The sequence below is a fragment of the Corynebacterium glutamicum ATCC 13032 genome (genome assembly GCF_000011325.1).
GTDB classification, from domain to species: Bacteria; Actinomycetota; Actinomycetes; order Mycobacteriales; family Mycobacteriaceae; genus Corynebacterium; species Corynebacterium glutamicum.
On the sequence record NC_003450.3, the window covers coordinates 2,434,800 to 2,451,790 of the forward strand.

Genomic DNA, 16,991 nt, shown 5'->3' on the forward strand with positions numbered 1-16,991 from the left:
TGTTTAGATTGCCCCAGCCAGACCTCGGCGGCGCAGAAGTGGGCCGAGGTCTTTGGAACGGCCACGGAGTTCTTCGAAGGCGTTGCTGTAGTCGGAGGCTGCGCCGCGGGATAAGACCAGGTCACGGAATTTCTGGCCGGCGGTGCGGGCTGCGTCGAGGGAAGCCACGGATCCGGCTGCGCCTTCTTCGCGAAACCAGTCGAAGCCGTCGGCGTCGAGTGCTTCCGCCCACAGGTAGGAGTAGTAGCCGGCTGAGTAGCCGCCAGCAAAGATGTGGTTGAAGTAGGTGGATCGGTAGCGCGGTGCAATGTTGTCCACGTCGAGGCCTGCTGCGGCTAGTGCGTCGGCTTCGAATTGGTCAATGTCATTGACTGCTGCGGCTTCCGCTGTGGACAGGGAGTGCCAGGCCAGGTCGATAATCGATGCTGCCAAGTATTCGGAGGTGGCAAAACCTTGTCCGAATTGGCGGGATGCTTCCACTGCCTCAAGCAGGGAGTCTGGAATGATGTCGCCGGTGTCCACGTGGCGGGCGTAGTTGCGGACTACTGCAGGGTCGAATGCCCAGTTTTCGTTGATCTGGGAGGGGAATTCTACGTAGTCGCGGGGCACGGAGGTTCCGGAGAAGCTTGGGTAGCGCACCTTGGACAGCAAGCCGTGCAGGCCGTGGCCGAATTCGTGGAAGATGGTGGTTACTTCATCGAGGCTGAGTAGTGCTTCGCCGGTGGTTGGTTTGGTAATACCCATAACGTTGACCACGACTGGCTTGGTGCCTAGCAGCTCGGATTGGTCGACAAAGCTGGACATCCAAGCGCCGCCCCGCTTGGATGGTCGGCCGTAGTAGTCGGTAAGGATCAGGCCGATGCCGGAGCCGTCAGAATCGAGGACTTCCCAGACGTCCACGCCCTCGGCGTAACCGCGCAGGTCAGGGCGTGGTTCCACGGTGATTCCGTAGAGGCGGTTAGCAGCGAAGAAGACGCCGTCACGGAGTACTTGGTTCAATGGGAAGTAGTTGCGCAGTTCGGTTTCGTCCAGGGCGTAGTCGCGGGCGCGGACTTTGGCTTCCCAGAAGCTCCAGTCAGCTGCGCCGACTTTTTGGCCGTGTTCTTCTGCTTCTTCTGCGGAGAGTTTGTATTCGGCTTTCGCATTGGCAGAGGCGGCTGGGGCGAGATCATAAAGCAAGGCGCGCACGGCTGCGACGTCATCGGCGGTTTCTTCTTCGATGACGTAATCGGCGTGGGTGTCGTAGCCTAAAAGTGTGGCGCGTTCAGCACGCAGACGCACGGTTTCGAGCAGCACGTCCTTGTTCAGGCTGGCGCCACGCTTCTGGGAGGCTTCATAAAGCTTTGCACGCGAGGCGGATTCGGTTAATACTGCCTGCTCTGACTGCACGGTGGGCAGTTCCAGTGGAACCACGTAGCCTTCGGTGCCAACTGCTGCTGCGTAGTCAGCGGCGGCGGATATGCGGGCTTCGCTAAAACCGGCAAGTTCAGATTCTTCAAAGTTGACCGCCAGATCGCGGGTGTCCTGAAGCAGGTTGCGGCCGAACTGTTCGGACAGTGCCGATAGGCGCTGGTTGATGGTGCTCAGTCGGGCCTTGCCGTCGGCGTTGAGTGCTGCACCGCGACGTCGAAAAGCGCGCTTGGTGTGGGACAACAGGCGTTGCGATTCCTCGTCGGCCGGTGCTTCTACGGCCTCAATGCGCGCGAAAAGCGCAGCATTGTGGAAAATCGCATCCGAATGCGCGGAGAGTTTCGGCGCGATAGTGGCTGCGATTTCATCCATTTCAGGGGAGGAATCGGTGCCCTGCAAGTTGAAGAATACGGCGGCGACGCGGTTGAGGGACAGGCCTGCGCGTTCCAGGGCCTCAATGGTGTTCTCCCAGGTAGGAGCGTCCTCATTGGTAGCGATCGCTGTAATTTCAGCATCGTGTTCAGCTAATGCGAGTTCGAAGGCGGGCGGGAAATCAGCCACCTTGATCGCTGCGAAATCGGGCAGCTGGTAGGGCAAGGTGCTGGGCTTGAGCAGGTGTTCAACAGTCATAGTGACCGATACTAGTTGCTAGAGTTTTCATCATGTCTGCCACCTCTTCCGTCACCGTTGAATGCCCGGCGGGAACCATCACCGGCGAGCCCCATTATTTCCGCTCGATTCCCTACGCAAAGGCGCGCCCGTTTGCTGATGCCGAAAAGCTAGAACCCCTGCGCATTGATGCGACCGGCAAGCACGAGGGTCTCTATTTAACGTTGGCAACCCCGGAGGCACGGTTCGGCGCGGATGCCCCGGTGATCGTTTATATCCACGGCGGAGGATATGACGGTGGCACGCGTTTCGATGCCCGCACCGAGCCCACTTTCTTCCGTGAGCAGGGCTTTGTGGTGGTCTCCATCGATTACCGCGTCGGCCTGGAGGGCTTTGCGCGCTTCCACGACGACGAGGCCAATCGTTACCGCGGCATCGATGATTGCGTGCTCGCGCTGGAGTGGGTGCAGAAAAACATCGAGCATTTCGGCGGCGATCCCACCAACGTCACCCTCATCGGGCAGTCCGCGGGCGCCGGCATCGCGCTCTGGCTCACGCGCCTAGACCACTATAAAGGTGCTTTTCGACGCCTGGTTGCGCTCTCCCCCAGCTTCCCGCGCCAGCCATTCGCTGCCCGAAAAGGTGCTTTACGACGCGCCCTGGGCAAACCCGTCACCCGCGCCTCGCTGGCGGGCATCAAGCCCGCACGCTTGGACAAAGGCTACCGTCGCTTTGCTCGCCGCTACTTCACCGACCTGGCACTCGGCCCTACCCCATACGACCCGAATGAGCTGGCCGACATCGATTTGATCATCTCCTCCACCCGCGATGAAATGTACGGACACCGCGCAGGCTTATGGTTCGACCAGCGTGGCTTCGGCGCAAAACTGGCCGCGCGACTTTTTGGCCTGGAGAATTCGGATACCTATATTAAGGAAGCCCGCAAGATCGACAACCGCGTTGTAGGCCGCATGATTGGTGATGCCGTGATCCGCCGCTACGTCGCGCAAACCGAAAAAGGTTGGTGGATGGAATTTCCCGGCAAGCACTGCGATGACCTGTCCTTGGTCTTCTTGGAAGATTCCGAAGCACATCACCACATCGCCTCCTTCGCCCGCGGGGCTACGCCATCGTGGCCTCAATATTCCGAAGAAAACCGCGCAGCTCTCTCACTAGTCTCAGGTGAGGCGAAAGTGGTGAAAGACCCGCTACGCATGGTGCGCCTGGCTTTTTAGAATGTGCTGCAAACCTCCTGGCATTTCTCTATCCTGGCAGGCATGACTGATACCTCTCCGTTGAATTCTCAGCCGAGTGCAGATCACCACCCTGATCACGCGGCTCGCCCAGTTCTTGATGCCCACGGCTTGATCGTTGAGCACGAATCGGAAGAGTTTCCAGTCCCCGCACCCGCTCCCGGTGAACAGCCCTGGGAGAAGAAAAACCGCGAGTGGTACAAAGACGCCGTTTTCTACGAAGTGCTGGTTCGTGCCTTCTACGATCCAGAAGGCAACGGAGTCGGATCGTTGAAAGGCCTGACCGAAAAACTGGATTACATCCAGTGGCTCGGCGTGGATTGCATTTGGATCCCACCGTTTTATGATTCCCCACTGCGCGACGGCGGTTACGATATCCGCAACTTCCGTGAAATCCTGCCCGAATTCGGCACCGTCGATGACTTCGTGGAACTCGTTGACCACGCCCACCGCCGTGGCCTGCGTGTTATCACCGACTTGGTCATGAATCACACCTCCGACCAGCACGCATGGTTCCAAGAATCCCGGCGCGACCCAACCGGCCCCTACGGAGATTTCTATGTGTGGAGCGATGATCCCACCCTGTACAACGAAGCCCGCATCATCTTTGTAGATACAGAAGAATCCAACTGGACCTATGATCCGGTGCGTGGCCAGTACTTCTGGCACCGCTTCTTCTCCCACCAACCAGACCTCAACTACGACAACCCCGCAGTCCAAGAGGCCATGCTAGATGTCTTGCGTTTCTGGCTGGACCTGGGACTTGATGGTTTCCGACTAGATGCCGTTCCTTATCTTTTTGAACGCGAAGGCACCAACGGCGAAAACCTCAAAGAAACCCACGATTTCCTCAAACTGTGTCGCTCTGTCATTGAGAAGGAATACCCCGGCCGAATCCTGCTCGCAGAAGCCAACCAATGGCCCCAAGATGTGGTCGAATACTTCGGTGAAAAAGACAAAGGCGATGAATGCCACATGGCCTTCCACTTCCCTTTGATGCCGCGCATCTTCATGGGAGTTCGCCAAGGTTCACGCACCCCGATCAGTGAGATCCTGGCCAACACCCCGGAGATTCCCAAGACTGCCCAATGGGGTATTTTCCTGCGTAATCATGATGAGCTCACCCTTGAAATGGTCTCCGATGAGGAACGCAGCTACATGTACTCCCAATTCGCCTCCGAACCTCGCATGCGCGCCAACGTAGGAATCCGCAGGCGCCTTTCCCCACTGCTTGAAGGCGACCGCAACCAGCTGGAACTCCTTCACGGTTTGTTGCTGTCTCTACCTGGCTCACCCGTGTTGTATTACGGTGATGAAATTGGCATGGGCGACAATATCTGGCTCCACGACCGCGACGGAGTGCGCACCCCCATGCAGTGGTCCAACGACCGCAACGGTGGTTTCTCCAAAGCTGATCCTGAACGCCTGTACCTTCCAGCGATCCAAAATGATCAATACGGCTACGCCCAAGTAAACGTGGAAAGCCAACTCAACCGCGAAAACTCCCTGCTGCGCTGGCTCCGAAACCAAATCCTTATCCGCAAGCAGTACCGCGCATTTGGTGCCGGAACCTACCGTGAAGTGTCCTCCACCAATGAGTCAGTGTTGACATTTTTACGAGAACACAAGGGCCAAACCATTTTGTGTGTCAACAACATGAGCAAATATCCTCAGGCAGTCTCGCTTGATTTGCGTGAATTTGCAGGACACACCCCTCGAGAGATGTCGGGCGGGCAGCTGTTCCCTACCATTGCTGAACGGGAGTGGATTGTCACTTTAGCCCCTCACGGATTCTTCTGGTTTGATCTCACCGCCGATGAAAAGGACGATATGGAATGAGCATTGGCCAACACATCATCACCGAGCGTTTCTACGGCGCCAAGTCCCACACCATCGACAACGTAGATATTGTGTTGTCCCGCGAATGTGGCGAGAACACTTTGGCTGTAGTGCGCATCAACAATGCGCTGTATCAGTTGTTGGTCAATGATGATGGCAAAGATGTTCTCAACGACCACGTAGAAGAGGTCGGTGCGAGTTTCGGAGCATGGACTGGCAGCTCTGCTTTTCCCATTGGCCCTTTCACTCCACTCGGCACAGAACAATCCAATAGCTCTTTCATCACCGCCGACAATAAAGCGATCGTGAAATACTTCCGCAAATTAGAATCCGGGCAAAACCCCGATGTGGAGCTAATTTCTAAAATTTCCTCCTGCCCCAACATCGCGCCCATCCTGGGTTTTTCCTCCGCTGAGATCTCCGGGGCTAACTACACCCTGGTCATGGCGCAGCAGTACGTTCCAGGTTTGGATGGCTGGTCACACGCGCTGACTACTACCTCTGGCAGCTTTGCAGAGGATGCAGAAAAGATCGGCGAAGCCACCCGCAATGTTCACACTGCTCTTGCATCGGCCTTCCCTACTCGGGTAGTTCCCGTAGAAGCACTCGCCGATGCGCTCACTACCCGCCTTAATGAACTAATCTCCCAAGCACCCGAAATCGCCCGCTTCAAAGAAGCAGCCATCGACCTCTACCAATCGTTGGAAGGCGAAGCCCACATCCAACGCATCCACGGTGACCTCCACTTGGGGCAGCTCATCAAAACCCCCGAACGCTACATCCTCATCGATTTCGAAGGCGAACCTGCCCGCCCACTTAATCAACGACGCCTCCCCGACTCTCCCCTGAAAGATCTCGCCGGCATCATCAGATCCATCGACTACGCAGCCTACTTCGACGGCGAACACACCCAATGGGCCAACGAAGCCACCGCGCTATTCCTCGACGGCTACGGATCAATTGAAGACCAAGAACTCCTCAATGCCTACATTCTGGACAAGGCGTTGTACGAGGTTGCCTATGAAATAAACAACCGCCCCGACTGGGTGAAAATCCCACTCGAGGCGGTCGAAAGGCTTCTAGACTAGTTAGTTACTCTGCGTCAAACGCTTCCAGGATGGCTTGGCGCAGCTCAGGGGCGCTAAGCTGATCCACTAGCCATGGAGAAAACACAAATGGTGTGGCATCAACAGCGTCGAAAAGCTTCTGCGGTTCCGCCCACTCGAACTCCTCCACCTCATCATCCAGTGGCTCCACAAATTCCCCCACCGCTAAACGCACGAGGTGGACCGGGCACAACTCCCACTCCACAATGCCGGACGCGTCGACAGCACGGTACTGGTAATCAGGCAGAATCTCTTGAATATCCAAGAAAGAATCTACCTCCAGCCCCAACTCATCGACACCCCTGCGACGAATCGCATCCGCGTTTGTCTCATCCGGACCAGGGTGCCCACACATAGAGTTCGTCCACACACCAGGCCATGTCTTCTTCGACAATGCACGACGCGTCACCAACAGCTCCCCACGCGGGTTCAAAATATAGGTGGAAAACGCGAAATGCAGAGGCGTGTCCTTAGTGTGCACCGTAGCTTTCGGCGCAGTACCAATAGGATTGCCCTCGGAATCAGCTAAAACAACCAGTTCAACCTCAGTAGTCATGCCCCTAAGCTTAGACACATTGTTGCGTTAGCCCCTCACCCAGTCACCAATCACACCCGGAACAACCGGCCCCCGATCACCCAGCAGCGCCGCCAAATTGCGGTCTTCCTCCACCGCAGACGTCACCGTTTTCACCTTGCCGGTATTCTTCTGCCCACCGCCGGCGCCTCCCATGGGCATCATGGGCATCATCGGCATCATGCCGCGCCCAAAATTGCTTATCGACGGCTTCCCACTCCCTGATCCCACCATCCCCAGGCCAGAACCCGACTGCGAACTAGATCCAACCGACGATCCAGTCTGGCGCGCATACTTGCTCTGAGAACCAGTACCACCTGCACCAACGACGCCACCAGACATTCCGCCAGCACCACCCATCATCGGAGCGACAGCTCCCGCGGAAGAAGCACCATGAGTTCGAGCTCCCATCAACGAATCCGAGGTAATCCCCGGCGCGCCAGGACCACCAGTCATTCCCGGTACCGAACCACCTGCGGATCCGGCCGCTCGACTACTGATCGCTCCAGGTGCCGAAGATCCAATCGAGCCACCCTGTGCGCCCAACCCTGCACCGCTGCCAAACGCACCAAGCGGCGATGCCGCAGACATCGAGGAAGGAATCGCACCGGACGCCGAATTAGGCGTAGAAGTAGGCATCGCCAAACCATTCGCAAGGCTCTGCCCAGCTGAGGCAGCAGAGGTCAACATATCCCCAATATTGATGCCATCCAACTGATCAGTGACAGTGCCAAAACTTCCAACCCCACTCTGCCCCGCAGCACCTTGAACCGCTGCATCCGGCGCGATACTGCCCGCATTGGCGACACCACCCTGCGCAGCCCCCGACGGAGTCAACCCCGCCGCAGACCATGCCTGCCCACTGCCAGCAATCTCATCCATCCCCAGAGCAATTTCCCCCGCAGAACCATTCGCCCCCTTCATCTGCATCAAATTGCTCACAGGAGGCATACCCGTCAACACATCCGCCTGAAAAGTAGCCTGAAACGACGCCAAAAACGCCCTCTCCGCAGCAAGCCTCTGCACCGGATCCAAAATCGCCTTAATCGACGTCGCAGCCATAAACACCTGCATGCGATGCCCCATATAAATCCGATTCAGCGTCCCCACCGACGCCCCCATCATTTTCGCATTCGCAGCAAACGTCGCCCCCGCAGCCGCCACCTCATTAATCCGAGCAGCAGCCTGCTCAAACGTTTCGCCTGAGTTCTCCGCCAAAATCTCACCAGCAATCGACGACAACGAAGCCGACACATTGCTAATAGCCGACGCCATAGAGCCCCAAGACCCCTGCGCCTCCAAAACCGCCCCCGAGTTGGTTCCGGAAAACTGACTACACAACGCATCCAACGACAACGAAGGACTAACAGCTGGTGGATTAAAAACGAAAGACTCAAACCGAGGTGCCGGCCGCGCCGGGAACATTACTGACTCTTCTACAACCCTGCCACCGGTATCCGCTACATCCATACCCCTAGCGAATAATTCATCCTGGCCAGTCAAAGCCGCACCAGAAGCCTGCAAAGCCGCAGACAACCACTCGATTTGTTCGGCATAGGAATTCAGCACAGAGTTTGCTGCGCCTGCCCCACCATTAATCACATTCCCGTGACCGGAACCCAATTGATCGAGTCCAGAGACGGGCGAAAACGCGGATAGAATTGTTGATTTCATTCCCACTTGAGATGCAGTAATAGCTTGATGCTGAAGCTCATTCAAGCGAGACACAGCACTACTGATGGACGAGGGATCAATTTTCAATGTCATGGAATTCCCCTTAGTTCCTTGATGAGATTTTCTAAAATTTCAACAGCATCAGAGCACAAAATTTCTGGCTCCCAGCCCTCACCTAATTCGAGATAGTCAACCGTAAGCCGGCCCCAGTCATAGTCAACTGCTGCCTCACATTGACGACCCGTCTCGGACATTTGATGCACATACAGATCTGGATTGTCATTGGATCCCCAATCCAATGTCTCTAGATCTTGGTTTTCAACAAATTGTCGGTTTGCTTGGTCAGTTGAAATGAGCCACGTACCTGAAAAATCCTCTCTGTCTGCTTTCCCGAAACTGCAACCTAAACCTGTCGAGCCGAGGTAAGCGTCTTCAACAATCAAGACTCCCAATCCGACTTCTTCGAACTGTTCCTGCGTGAGTACTTCACACGGATGAAATTGGCTGGCAAGTATGTCGTTGGTCGGCTCCGTGGATGCAGCCTCCTCCGACGTTGGCGTTGCGGTTACCGTGACGGTTGTGGGAGTGGTGGATCCACTCGTGCAGCCGGCGACAGTCAATGCGATGCCGCATACGAGCAGCCAGATTCGTCGCATAAAATACCCCGATCTTTGTAGTCGTAACGAGGGCCGTGAAAAGGCACTCATAAGCGTTAGACTGCAAAAGTTCGGGGTAGGTTCCCTAAAATTCAAATTATTTTTTGAACTTACGCCAAGCTGTTCAAATTGCCTGAGTAGATGACGTTTCCGATCTGGAATTTAGCATTCGACAATGAGCCGTTTGAGGTGTTGAACGCGTATTGCAGGTTCGTTGTCGCGCCGGCACCCAGTGGTAGGTCGAGTGGGATGTTGTCGTCGCCGGAGAGGGTTTCGATGTTGGTTTTGTTGCCGTTGTAGTCTTCGATGTCCAGGGTGGGTGGATCGATGGCGTCGGCTGGCAGGGCTACGTCGTTTAGGTTTTTCACCGCGATGTGAATAATTGAGCCACCGTTGGTGCCGTAGCGGGTGCCTCGGAAGATAAATTCAACATTGAGACCTGGGTCTTCAACCCTGATATCGCCGCTTGGGACTGTGATTGGGCTTACCTCTTTGGCTTCGAACACCGGGGTTGAGGTAGTGGTTACTTCCATGGTTTCCTCAGCGGAAACGGCTTGGCTATCAGCACTTTCACCCGAACAGCCTGCAAGAAGTGCGACGGCTAACAGGGCTGGGATTGTCCTCAACTTCACTTCGGGCTCCTTCTTAGTAATAGGTTCGTAGAAAAGTTTACTAGCCTAGAGAGTATGCGATTTCCTGAACTCGAAGAATTGAAGAATCGCCGGACCTTGAAATGGACCCGGTTTCCAGAAGACGTGCTTCCTTTGTGGGTTGCGGAAAGTGATTTTGGCACCTGCCCGCAGTTGAAGGAAGCTATGGCAGATGCCGTTGAGCGCGAGGTCTTCGGATACCCACCAGATGCTACTGGGTTGAATGATGCGTTGACTGGATTCTACGAGCGTCGCTATGGGTTTGGCCCAAATCCGGAAAGTGTTTTCGCCATTCCGGATGTGGTTCGTGGCCTGAAGCTTGCCATTGAGCATTTCACTAAGCCTGGTTCGGCGATCATTGTGCCGTTGCCTGCATACCCTCCTTTCATTGAGTTGCCTAAGGTGACTGGTCGTCAGGCGATCTACATTGATGCGCATGAGTACGATTTGAAGGAAATTGAGAAGGCCTTCGCTGACGGTGCGGGATCACTGTTGTTCTGCAATCCACACAACCCACTGGGCACGGTCTTTTCTGAAGAGTACATCCGCGAGCTCACCGATATTGCGGCGAAGTACGATGCCCGCATCATCGTCGATGAGATCCACGCGCCACTGGTTTATGAAGGCACCCATGTGGTTGCTGCTGGTGTTTCTGAGAACGCTGCAAACACTTGCATCACCATCACCGCAACTTCTAAGGCGTGGAACACTGCTGGTTTGAAGTGTGCTCAGATCTTCTTCAGTAATGAAGCCGATGTGAAGGCCTGGAAGAATTTGTCGGATATTACCCGTGACGGTGTGTCCATCCTTGGATTGATCGCTGCGGAGACAGTGTACAACGAGGGCGAAGAATTCCTTGATGAGTCAATTCAGATTCTCAAGGACAACCGTGACTTTGCGGCTGCTGAACTGGAAAAGCTTGGCGTGAAGGTCTACGCACCGGACTCCACTTATTTGATGTGGTTGGACTTCGCTGGCACCAAGATCGAAGAGGCGCCTTCTAAAATTCTTCGTGAGGAGGGTAAGGTCATGCTGAATGATGGCGCAGCTTTTGGTGGTTTCACCACCTGCGCTCGTCTTAATTTTGCGTGTTCCAGAGAGACCCTTGAGGAGGGGCTGCGCCGTATCGCCAGCGTGTTGTAAATAATGAGTAAAAAGTCTGTCCTGATTACTTCTTTGATGCTGTTTTCCATGTTCTTCGGAGCTGGAAACCTCATCTTCCCGCCGATGCTTGGATTGTCGGCAGGAACCAACTATCTACCAGCTATCTTAGGATTTCTAGCAACGAGTGTTCTGCTCCCGGTGCTGGCGATTATCGCGGTGGTGTTGTCGGGAGAAAATGTCAAGGACATGGCTTCTCGTGGCGGTAAGATCTTTGGCCTGGTGTTTCCTATTGCTGCCTATTTGTCTATCGGCGCGTTTTACGCGCTGCCGAGGACTGGGGCGGTGAGCTATTCGACGGCGGTTGGCGTCGATAATGCGCTTTATTCGGGCTTGTTTAACTTTGTGTTTTTTGCGGTGGCACTGGCGTTGTCGTGGAATCCGAATGGCATTGCAGACAAGTTGGGTAAGTGGCTCACGCCAGCGTTGCTCACGTTGATTGTGGTGCTGGTGGTGTTGTCGGTAGCCAAGTTGGATGGCACGCCAGGTGAGCCAAGTAGTGCGTATGCGCAGCAGCCTGCGGGGGCGGGTTTGCTTGAGGGCTACATGACGATGGATGCGATTGCTGCGTTGGCGTTTGGCATCGTGGTGATTTCTGCGTTCAAGTACCAAAAGGTTAACAAGGTCCGCACGGCAACTGTCGTGTCGGCGTTCATTGCCGGAATTTTGTTGGCGCTGGTTTATCTTGGTTTGGGCTCAATCGGTCAAGTAGTAAACGGTGAGTTCGCTGATGGCACCGCAATTTTGAACTACGCTGCACTGTCCACGATGGGTCAGGCTGGTCGCATCATGTTCGTGGCTATTTTGATCCTTGCATGTATGACCACCGCAGTTGGTCTGATCAGTGCGACGTCTGAGTTTTTCAATTCGCTGCTGCCAGGTGTCAAGTACCACGTCTGGGCCACTGTTTTCGCGCTGATTTCCTTTGGCGTTGCCACCATGGGTTTGGATACGGTGTTGGCCGTTGCGGCTCCAGTGATTAGTTTCATTTACCCATCGGCCATCACCTTGGTGTTCTTGTCGCTCATCGAGCCCCTGCTGTTCCGTCTCAAGTGGACCTACCTATTCGGCATTTGGACTGCAGTTGTGTGGGCGCTGTTCATGTCTATCCCTGCGCTGAATCCATTCATCGAATGGGCGCCGCTGCACAGCATGTCTTTGGGTTGGGTTGTCCCAGTTCTCGTGGCCTCTGCCATCGGTTTGGCTATTGATTGGAACAAGAAAGGTGCCCAGTCTGTTGCAAAGAAGGAATCCATTTCCGTCTAATCGCTAATTGCGAGGAGTCTTTGCATGTCTATCCCACTTTCACTGATTGATTTTGCCACCATTTTTGAGGGCGAAAGGCCTGGTGACAGCTTCAAACGATCAGTGGCATTGGCGCAAAAAGCTGAAGGTTTAGGCTTCAAGCGCATTTGGTACGCAGAGCATCACAACATGGAGAGCATTTCTTCAGCTGCTCCTGCAGTGCTTATTTCTCACATCGGTGCGAACACCAAGACTATTCGTCTGGGTGCCGGCGGCGTCATGCTGCCCAACCACTCCCCATATGTCATCGCTGAGCAGTTCGGCACCTTGGCGGAGTTGTACCCAGACCGCATCGACCTCGGCCTGGGCCGTGCCCCTGGCACGGACATGAATACCTTGCGCGCTTTACGACGCGACCCTCAGTCCGCCGAGAACTTCCCGTCCGACGTTGTCGAGCTGAACTCTTACCTCACCGGCCGTTCCCGTCTCCCAGGGGTTAACGCAATTCCAGGCAAGGGCACCAACGTACCGCTGTACATCTTGGGTTCATCCCTCTTTGGTGCACAATTGGCAGCACAGTTGGGTATGCCTTATTCCTTCGCATCCCACTTCGCACCAACTCACCTTGAGCACGCGGTGCAAACCTACCGGGATAACTACCAGCCTTCAGAGCAGCATCCTGAGCCTTATGTCATTGCGGCCGTCAATGTCACCGCATCTGATTCCACTGAACAAGCCCACGATGATTTCTACAAGGTAGCGCGTGCACGCGTGAAGAACATGGCATTGCGTGGCCGACAAGTTACTGATGAGCAACTTGATGAACTCATGGATTCACCAGCTGCTCGCCAAATTGTCGACATGCTTCACTACACCGCTATAGGCACTGGATCCGAAGTTAAAGAATACCTAGACGGTTTTGTAAAGACGGCACAGGCTGATGAACTGATGATCTCCCTGCAATCCCCCAACACTGAAGCAACCACGCGCAATATGGAAATTCTTGCGGATGCGTGGATTAATTAGTACCGATGGGCCGGTAGACAACCCGGGGGTCTGCTATTTAAATTTTCTCCGCTCGTCCTGTCATGATTGTTCGGTTATCTTTTAAAATCAAACAGGCGTGTCAAAGATTCCATTTTTAGGAATTCTTGGCACGCCTGCAAGGTTTACCGAACGTGTGGCTTTAAGCCCTCCTCGCAATATCCCTGTAAAATCGCCCAGCAGCGCTTCTAGAAGGTGTGACGTTCAGGTTTTCCACAAGGCTGGGTTTTTACCAACGATTCTCTGCCGTCCCACCCCACGCGGGATACTTAAACAGGGTGGGAGGTGCGTCGAAAAGCAATCGTTTAAATATCGTATTCGTCCCTGGACTGGGGCCGAGTTTGCTCGACGATCTTAAAACGAGACCCCATCTCTTGGGCTTCCTCAGGATCGTCGACCACATCACCAACTACCCCAAGATCACCTTCAATGACTACGTTGCCTGGGATAACAATGTTACCGTCCTCATCATGTTCGAGGGCAGGCATTGGCAAGGGGTTGCCCTCGTCATCATAGCCCGGGGCTGGTTGGGACGAATGCTCTTCAAGTTTTTCTGGTGTATCAGTCTTTTCCCACTGACGAGTCTGCACACGACGAACCGCAGCAGCATCTTCACTCATGCCTTTAAGCAAAGAAAACATCATGACAAATTGCACGAGGAAGAATGGGAAAGCCACGATGATAACCACTTCTTGCAGCGTGGCAATACCAGAGGATGGGGAAATGATCAGCAAGGAACCTGCGACCGCCCCAATGGTGCAGGCCCACATCACGCGGTAACTAGTCGGTGTTTGATTTTCTGCACCGGTAGCGAACATATCGTTAACTAGCGCTGCGGAATCGATGGAGGTGATAAAGAAAATCACAATAATTACAAGTGCAAACGCGGAGACAATTCCAGTCAGCGGATACTCTTGCAGCACATTAAAAAGCGCTGCTGGCACGTCACCTTCAACAACAGTTGGCTGGGTCAAGAAACCTGGGTTACTCAGTTCCACTTCGATGCCTGCACGACCAAAGATAGAGAACCAAACTACGCCAAAGATCGCTGGCAGAGCTAGAACCCCACCGATAAATTCACGGACGGTACGTCCACGCGAAATACGCGCCACGAACATGCCGACATATGGCGACCAACAAATAGTCCATGCCCAATAGAACACCGTCCATTTGCCCTGCCAGCCTGGGTTATCTTGGAAAGAGTCAGTCCAAAACATCAGATTAGGCATCCAGGATGCATAGATTCCGAAGGATTCTACGAGAAAGCGCAGCAATGTGAGGGTTGGACCAGTGAACAAGATGAAGAACATCAACGCAACGGCCATTGCAATATTAATGTTGGACAGTAACTTAATGCCCTTATCCAAACCGGAAGCAACGGAAATACATGCAACCGCGGTGATGATCAAGATGATCAAAAGCTGAACCCACGATACTTGCGGGGTGCTCCATAGTTTGTTCATACCTGCATTGATTTGCAGCACACCAAGACCTACTGACACAGCAATACCAAACGTGGTGCCTACGATGGCCAGTACATCGATGAGCTTGCCGGGTGTGGAATAAATGTGCTTACCCAAGATCGGAGAAAACACAGAGGATAGACGGGGAGGTAGCTTACGTTTGTAAATAAAGTATCCCAATGATAATCCTGGGAGTGCCATGATTACCCACATGTGAATACCGAAGTGATAGAAAGTATAAGCAAAAGCCTGCACAATTGCGGCTTCACTCATGGATTCTTCATTAGCCATTGGCACGTTGAACGCGTGGTTAATCGGTTCGGCAACACCCCAAAACATTAAGACTGCACCGACACCGCCAGCAAAAAGCATACAGAACCACACGATTAGGGTGTGCTCGGGGTCATCATCGTCATCACCAAGTTTTACCCGGCCATACCGGGACGCAAAGATACCCATGAGGAAAATGAAAACCAAGGAGACACCCCCGATATACATCCACCCTAAATTTTCTAAGAGCCAGCCGGCAATCGCGGAAAAGGTTGTTCGAGCTTTCTCGCCTAGCGCAATTGTGGCGATGACAAACACCACGATAAAACCGACAGAAATGGAAAAAATGAACGGGTCTGATTTGAGACCCTTTTTATTTTTCCCTTCAGGCTCGGTCGTGATAGCTATATTTGAGCTCATCTCATTCTTCCAATCAGTGGATAACTACGAATCTGAAAGAGTACCGAGAAATTCCCAGATTCTCACCTTCATGAAGAATTTTAACCAGAACTTGTCTAAAGTCTTACCCTGGAATATTTGGGAGCATGATCAGTTATCACAGTGAAATCAAAGTCGCCCCAAGCGATCCAAATTTAACTCAGGTTTTTCACTTAACAAAATCTCCGCCAACTCAAACGGCTGTGGTTGTGCACCGGACGGAAAATTAACAATATATGGTTGTACCGAATGTACACCTGTCACATTTGCACGTTCCTTGATGTGGTGAGGCAGTAGCGCCATATACGAACCTGATTTCAGGTCTGACCATAATTGCACTGTATCTAATTCTTCTATAGCAAAGCTTATGCCACTGCCGGGGATCCGCACCTGATCATCAACGATTAATACTGCTTGTCGACGCCGCCCCCACACCACGCACATAGACCCGATGGCGGCCACAATGCCGCAGCCCGGCAGCGTAGCTGCCACCAAATAAAGGGTATGCATGGTTCCTTCAGCGCTTTGGAGAGCGATGAGGAAAAACAGCAGAAAAGGCGCGCACATGAGCACAAAAAGGATGCACGTAAACATCGCTTTAGATCTCATCAGCGCCGGCACACCGGTGCGCACTTTGACTGCATTCATGACCACTAATGCTAACCCTAAGATCCAAAGATAATGGAGACCGCCACCAATACGGGGAAGGAAATGAGTGTGGTGACCACCCCTGTGTCTCTCGCCATCGATTCAGCTGTTCTAAATCGCAACGCGTAGGTGTAGACATTCTGCGCTGTTGGCAGTGCACCGAGAATCACCGCCGACAACAAGGCAGTACCTTCCATACCAAAGGCTAAGGCTAAAAGTCCCGCAACAATTGGGTGCAGAACATTCTTGAACAGTGCCGCCGTAAACACATCGCGCCTGGATACCTGCCCCTTTTCCAGGATCTTGCTCTTGGACAAGGACAGTCCGAACACCACCAAAGCCAGTGGCACTGAAGCATTCGCCAACATTTCCACTGGCTGAGCAATCACCACGGGCACGCTCATCGAAGTCAAAGACACAGCAATACCGGCAATCGCTGCGAGCACCATGGTGTTGGTTAGTGGCGTGACCAGGAGGTTGCGCACCAAGTTGGTGGATTTCTTGTTGGTCAGCATCTCCATGATGGTCATGGTGATCGGTGCGTAGAACGCCACCTGGAACAAAATCACGGGAATCACCACGGTGAAATCATCCAAAATATAGGCTGCCAAAGGGATACCCAGGTTACCGGCGTTGGCGTAGGACGCAGCTAGCATGCCGATCACCGATACTGCGGCAGTTCTTTTGATCACGAACCGCATGAGTAGGAAAAACAGGAAACCTACGATCAACGCAGAGAGTGCAATGACCACGAAGTTCAGAGAGAAAATCGTCGAGGTATCTGACTTGGTGACCCGATCAAACAACAACGCTGGGGTGGCCACGTAATAGACAAACAGGCTCAAAGGTTTCTGGGCATGTGTGCCCAAGGTGTCTCTTCTACCGAGAATCCAACCTATTCCGATGACGATGAACACCACCGTGAAACCCATGAGCACCTGTTGCATGATC

Annotated in this window: 14 protein-coding genes; 6 read left to right on the plus strand and 8 right to left on the minus strand. The window is 53.8% G+C overall.

Going from position 1 to position 16,991, the window contains the following annotated elements; translation table 11 throughout:
* Window positions 1-3: 3 nt before the first annotated feature.
* Window positions 4-2,040 carry a M3 family metallopeptidase gene (locus CGL_RS11405; RefSeq protein ID WP_011015021.1) on the minus strand — a complete coding sequence of 679 codons (2,037 nt, stop codon included), beginning with the start codon at window positions 2,038-2,040 and terminating at the stop codon, window positions 4-6.
* A 32-nt stretch (window positions 2,041-2,072) separates the two neighbouring features.
* Here CGL_RS11405 and CGL_RS11410 point away from each other — a divergent pair, with 32 nt between their 5' ends.
* Genes CGL_RS11410 through CGL_RS11420 form a run of 3 tightly spaced genes read left to right on the plus strand, consistent with a single transcriptional unit; the run spans window position 2,073 to window position 6,199 of the window.
* Window positions 2,073-3,254 carry a carboxylesterase family protein gene (locus CGL_RS11410; RefSeq protein ID WP_011015022.1) on the plus strand — a complete coding sequence of 394 codons (1,182 nt, stop codon included), beginning with the start codon at window positions 2,073-2,075 and terminating at the stop codon, window positions 3,252-3,254.
* Between the two features lie 42 nt (window positions 3,255-3,296).
* On the plus strand, window positions 3,297-5,111 hold the full coding sequence (gene treS, locus CGL_RS11415; RefSeq protein WP_011265922.1) for a maltose alpha-D-glucosyltransferase: 1,815 nt from the start codon (window positions 3,297-3,299) through the stop codon (window positions 5,109-5,111).
* Complete coding sequence (locus tag CGL_RS11420; RefSeq protein ID WP_011015024.1) at window positions 5,108-6,199, plus strand: trehalose synthase; 1,092 nt, start codon at window positions 5,108-5,110, stop codon at window positions 6,197-6,199. The genes treS and CGL_RS11420 overlap by 4 nt, the downstream gene beginning before the upstream one ends.
* 4 nt (window positions 6,200-6,203) lie before the next feature.
* Here the strand turns inward: CGL_RS11420 and idi are convergent, their stop codons facing one another.
* The 4 genes from idi to CGL_RS11440 form a co-directional block, all read right to left on the minus strand.
* The gene (idi, locus tag CGL_RS11425) at window positions 6,204-6,773 is read right to left on the minus strand and encodes an isopentenyl-diphosphate Delta-isomerase (protein WP_020948619.1); all 570 of its coding nucleotides are present in this window, start codon (window positions 6,771-6,773) and stop codon (window positions 6,204-6,206) included.
* 27 nt (window positions 6,774-6,800) lie between these two features.
* Window positions 6,801-8,558, minus strand: a complete 1,758-nt coding sequence (locus tag CGL_RS11430) for a hypothetical protein (RefSeq protein ID WP_011015026.1) — start codon at window positions 8,556-8,558, stop codon at window positions 6,801-6,803.
* Window positions 8,555-9,121, minus strand: a complete 567-nt coding sequence (locus CGL_RS11435) for a DUF3558 domain-containing protein (protein WP_011015027.1) — start codon at window positions 9,119-9,121, stop codon at window positions 8,555-8,557. The genes CGL_RS11430 and CGL_RS11435 overlap by 4 nt, the downstream gene beginning before the upstream one ends.
* 110 nt (window positions 9,122-9,231) lie before the next feature.
* Complete coding sequence (locus CGL_RS11440) at window positions 9,232-9,753, minus strand: hypothetical protein (protein WP_011015028.1); 522 nt, start codon at window positions 9,751-9,753, stop codon at window positions 9,232-9,234.
* 54 nt (window positions 9,754-9,807) lie between these two features.
* On the opposite strand from CGL_RS11440, the gene CGL_RS11445 reads away from it, so the two are divergent.
* Genes CGL_RS11445 through CGL_RS11455 form a run of 3 tightly spaced genes read left to right on the plus strand, consistent with a single transcriptional unit; the run spans window position 9,808 to window position 13,203 of the window.
* Window positions 9,808-10,914, plus strand: a complete 1,107-nt coding sequence (locus CGL_RS11445) for a MalY/PatB family protein (protein WP_011015029.1) — start codon at window positions 9,808-9,810, stop codon at window positions 10,912-10,914.
* Between the two features lie 3 nt (window positions 10,915-10,917).
* Window positions 10,918-12,198: a branched-chain amino acid transport system II carrier protein gene (gene brnQ, locus CGL_RS11450; protein ID WP_011015030.1), complete on the plus strand. Its 1,281-nt coding sequence runs from the start codon at window positions 10,918-10,920 to the stop codon at window positions 12,196-12,198.
* Between the two features lie 24 nt (window positions 12,199-12,222).
* Entirely contained in the window at window positions 12,223-13,203 is a 981-nt protein-coding gene (locus CGL_RS11455) for an LLM class flavin-dependent oxidoreductase (protein ID WP_011015031.1), read from the plus strand.
* A gap of 323 nt (window positions 13,204-13,526) precedes the next feature.
* Here the strand turns inward: CGL_RS11455 and CGL_RS11460 are convergent, their stop codons facing one another.
* From CGL_RS11460 to CGL_RS11470, 3 genes are all read right to left on the minus strand, one after another.
* On the minus strand, window positions 13,527-15,374 hold the full coding sequence (locus tag CGL_RS11460) for a BCCT family transporter (protein ID WP_011015032.1): 1,848 nt from the start codon (window positions 15,372-15,374) through the stop codon (window positions 13,527-13,529).
* 147 nt (window positions 15,375-15,521) lie between these two features.
* Entirely contained in the window at window positions 15,522-16,040 is a 519-nt protein-coding gene (locus CGL_RS11465) for a hypothetical protein (protein ID WP_003859410.1), read from the minus strand.
* Between the two features lie 17 nt (window positions 16,041-16,057).
* A complete protein-coding gene (locus tag CGL_RS11470) occupies window positions 16,058-16,987 on the minus strand; it encodes an AEC family transporter (RefSeq protein WP_003859408.1) in 930 nt (309 codons plus the stop codon).
* Window positions 16,988-16,991 lie beyond the last annotated feature (4 nt).

What these genes read in the sequence shown, in the direction of transcription:
- CGL_RS11405 (WP_011015021.1), bottom strand. Translation starts at nt 2,040, where the DNA reads ATGACTGTTGAACACCTGCTCAAGCCCAGCACCTTGCCCTACCAGCTG.
- CGL_RS11410 (WP_011015022.1), top strand. Translation starts at nt 2,073, where the DNA reads ATGTCTGCCACCTCTTCCGTCACCGTTGAATGCCCGGCGGGAACCATC.
- treS (WP_011265922.1), top strand. Translation starts at nt 3,297, where the DNA reads ATGACTGATACCTCTCCGTTGAATTCTCAGCCGAGTGCAGATCACCAC.
- CGL_RS11420 (WP_011015024.1), top strand. Translation starts at nt 5,108, where the DNA reads ATGAGCATTGGCCAACACATCATCACCGAGCGTTTCTACGGCGCCAAG.
- idi (WP_020948619.1), bottom strand. Translation starts at nt 6,773, where the DNA reads ATGACTACTGAGGTTGAACTGGTTGTTTTAGCTGATTCCGAGGGCAAT.
- CGL_RS11430 (WP_011015026.1), bottom strand. Translation starts at nt 8,558, where the DNA reads ATGACATTGAAAATTGATCCCTCGTCCATCAGTAGTGCTGTGTCTCGC.
- CGL_RS11435 (WP_011015027.1), bottom strand. Translation starts at nt 9,121, where the DNA reads ATGCGACGAATCTGGCTGCTCGTATGCGGCATCGCATTGACTGTCGCC.
- CGL_RS11445 (WP_011015029.1), top strand. Translation starts at nt 9,808, where the DNA reads ATGCGATTTCCTGAACTCGAAGAATTGAAGAATCGCCGGACCTTGAAA.
- brnQ (WP_011015030.1), top strand. Translation starts at nt 10,918, where the DNA reads ATGAGTAAAAAGTCTGTCCTGATTACTTCTTTGATGCTGTTTTCCATG.
- CGL_RS11455 (WP_011015031.1), top strand. Translation starts at nt 12,223, where the DNA reads ATGTCTATCCCACTTTCACTGATTGATTTTGCCACCATTTTTGAGGGC.
- CGL_RS11460 (WP_011015032.1), bottom strand. Translation starts at nt 15,374, where the DNA reads ATGAGCTCAAATATAGCTATCACGACCGAGCCTGAAGGGAAAAATAAA.
- CGL_RS11465 (WP_003859410.1), bottom strand. Translation starts at nt 16,040, where the DNA reads ATGAATGCAGTCAAAGTGCGCACCGGTGTGCCGGCGCTGATGAGATCT.
- CGL_RS11470 (WP_003859408.1), bottom strand. Translation starts at nt 16,987, where the DNA reads ATGCAACAGGTGCTCATGGGTTTCACGGTGGTGTTCATCGTCATCGGA.